Origin of the sequence: Methanomethylovorans sp. (assembly GCF_050177135.1) — an archaeon.
Taxonomy (GTDB): Archaea; Halobacteriota; Methanosarcinia; order Methanosarcinales; family Methanosarcinaceae; genus Methanomethylovorans.
On sequence record NZ_JBFXHJ010000210.1, the window covers coordinates 1 to 3040 of the forward strand.

The 3040-nt window shown below is 45.5% G+C and carries 2 protein-coding genes and 1 pseudogene; all 3 read left to right on the forward strand.

The window, feature by feature from the left end:
- On the forward strand, positions 1-1253 hold a 1253-nt coding region (locus AB7U21_RS11575; protein WP_428389213.1), incomplete at its 5' end, for a PAS domain-containing sensor histidine kinase.
- 80 nt (positions 1254-1333) lie between these two features.
- Entirely contained in the window at positions 1334-2812 is a 1479-nt protein-coding gene (argH, locus tag AB7U21_RS11580) for an argininosuccinate lyase (protein WP_428389215.1), read from the forward strand.
- 27 nt (positions 2813-2839) lie between these two features.
- A pseudogene (locus AB7U21_RS11585) lies at positions 2840-3040 on the forward strand (Glu-tRNA(Gln) amidotransferase subunit GatD); the annotation flags it as partial.

The following is a 3040-nucleotide window of genomic DNA, read 5'->3' on the forward strand; positions in this document are numbered from 1 at the left end:
TCTTAACGCACAGTGGAGAAATAAAATGGGTCACAGAAAGGTCAATGCTGGCAAGAGATGAGGTGGGAGGGCCTAGCTATTATCAGGGTATCATTATTGATATCACACATATCAAAGAGATGGATATCGCACTCAAGGAATCTGAAAACAAATACAGGCTGATTTTTGAGAATTCCCCGCTTGGCATTTTCAACTTTGATAAGGATGGCACTGTTACCCATTGTAACGATAAGATATCGGAGATCCTGGGCATACCTAAAGAAAAGATAATAGGTTTCAACATGAATATTTCTTTGAGGGATGAAAAGATGAAAGCGGCCTTCAACGAAGTGCTCTTACTAAGGCCGGGACACTTTGAGGGAGAATATCGGGCTCAGGGAAATGGTAAAACAGCATTTATAAAAGTTGATTACAGTCCAAACACATCATATGACGGTACGTTGCTGGGCGGAGTGGGCATCGTTGAGGATATAGGTGAGCGCAAGATCGCCGAAGAGAAATTGAGAGAATATGCCGATGAACTTAGCAAAGCTAACAAGGAATTGCAGTCCGTGGACAGGATGAAGAACGAACTGCTCTCAAATGTGAGCCACGAACTAAGAACGCCTCTCACTTCCATCAAAGGATACAGTGACCTCCTTATGGAAGGCACCCTGGGGAAAATGAACTATCAGCAGCTCAAAGCTGTTAGTACTGTCATCCGCAATACAGAGAGACTTCGGAGACTCGTTGATTCTCTGCTGTATGTAAGCATGGCTGAAGTTGAGGAGATAAAATATGAGTTTAGCAAGATCGACATCCTTGAGGTCATCGATAATGCTGTGACGGACATGGCAATGCCGATCACTGAGAAGAAAATAGATGTACTGCGTCATGTACAGGAAGGCATGCCGCAGATAGAAGCCGATGCCAAAAAGATCACGGATATGCTGACCAATGTGCTGGACAATGCTGTTAAATTCACGCCTTCACAAGGTAAGATCAGTATTTTTGCTAAAAAAGAGGGAAAAATGGTACATATCAGCATAGAAGACAGCGGAATAGGCATACCTCCAGAATTACTGCCTCATTTGTTTCAGAAATTCTACCAGATCGACCCATCCATAAGACGCAAGTATGGAGGCACAGGCCTTGGATTGTTCATTTGCAAGAACATCGTGGAAGCACATAAAGGAAAGATGTGGATAGAAAGCGAGGAGAAAAAAGGTACTACCGTGCATATCCTGCTTCCTGTCCTTCAAGGTGGTACATAAATCAATACCGATTCTTTTTTAAGTGTACAGACCATAACCACGCTACAACCTGATTCTCAATGAAATGAAAGAGGTAACACATGAGTAACATTCTGCGCAGAGGGCGTTTGGCCAGCACGCCTGATGAGGACATAATGGAGTTCACTTCTTCAATGAAGTCGGACAAATGGATATTCGATGCGGACATAATGGTGGACTTTGCTCACACCATTATGTTAAAGGAACAGGGAATAATAAAGGAACAGGATTGTTCCAGGATCCTCAAGGGATTATTGCGCATCAGGGAAGAAGGTATAGGACAACTGGACCACACTTACGAAGACATTCACATTTCCCTGGAATCAAAGCTTATTGATATGGTTGGCGAGGATGTGGGAGGCAGGATGCACTCCGGCAGGTCGCGTAATGATGAAGTTGCAACATGCATCCGTCTGACCCTGCGTGAAGAAATGCTTGCACTCATGGAAGAATTACATGTTCTTCGCAACACTTTATGTTCACTTGCATCTGAAAACATCGAGACCCTGATGCCAGGCTTCACACACCTGCAGCATGCACAGCCCACTACACTGGCCCATCATCTTATAGCCCACATGGACGCTTTGGGAAGGGATACAGACCGTCTCAGGAGTGCCTACTCACGGGTGAACATCTGTCCTCTGGGAGCCGCAGCTTTTGCTTCCACTGGCTTCAACATAGACCGGGAACGTACCCGACAACTGCTGGGCTTTGAATACCTTGTTGAGAATTCCATGGATGCGGTCAGCAGCAGGGATTTCCTGATAGAAGTTACTGCTGTGCTTACAAATCTTGTCATTAACTTAAGCAAGATGGCAGAAGAACTTGTTATCTGGTCCACCTCAGAATTCGCTTTCATCGAGCTGGATGACCGCTATGCATCCACTTCGTCGATCATGCCACAGAAGAAGAATCCAGACACTGCAGAACTGCTGAGAGGAAAGAGCGGTGTGGTGGCAGGATCACTGATGGCCCTTATTACCACTTGCAAGGCCCTTCCCTTAAGTTATAACCGGGATCTGCAGGAAGCAACCCCTAACATGTGGAAAGCAATGAAAACTGCAAGAAGCTCGGTACGCATGATGGAAGGCATGGTAAGGACCATGAAGGTCAACAAGGAAGTCATGGCTTCAAAGTCCGTAATGGGATTTAGCACAGCCACTGAGCTTGCAGACACACTGGTAAGGATAACAGGCATACCCTTCAGGACAGCTCATCAGATAGTAGGAGTACTTGCAAGAGGAGAAGGAGACATCCATCTGCAACAGATAGATGCTGTGGCGTATGAGGTCCTGGGCATTAGACTCAGCAGCAAGGGACTTACAGAAGAGATGATATGTGAGGCTCTGGACCCGATCTCCAATATAAAGAAGAGAAGGGTCATAGGTGGTCCTGCGTTCGAGGAAATGGACCAGGCCATCATCAGAAGAAAAGAAACTATGAGGCAGACCGAGGAAGAGATACGTGCTTTGAGAAATGGCTCGGAAGCTTCTTTAAATGCTCTTGTAGAACTTGTGGAACGATACATTACCGAAGCATGATCAATGTTATCAACAGATGTGATCTTCATGGAATTCAAAAAAGGTGACAGGATAAGGATAGAGAAGGACGGTGCAGAGTACGAGGGTATAGTGATGCCAAGTACTACACACCATATTGTCCTTAAGATGTCTAATGGCTATAATGCGGGTATCTCTCCTGAGAACGCAAATATAACCTTGCTTCAGAAAGCTGTAAAGGCCGAGGATGTTAGTGACACCGGCACCTCC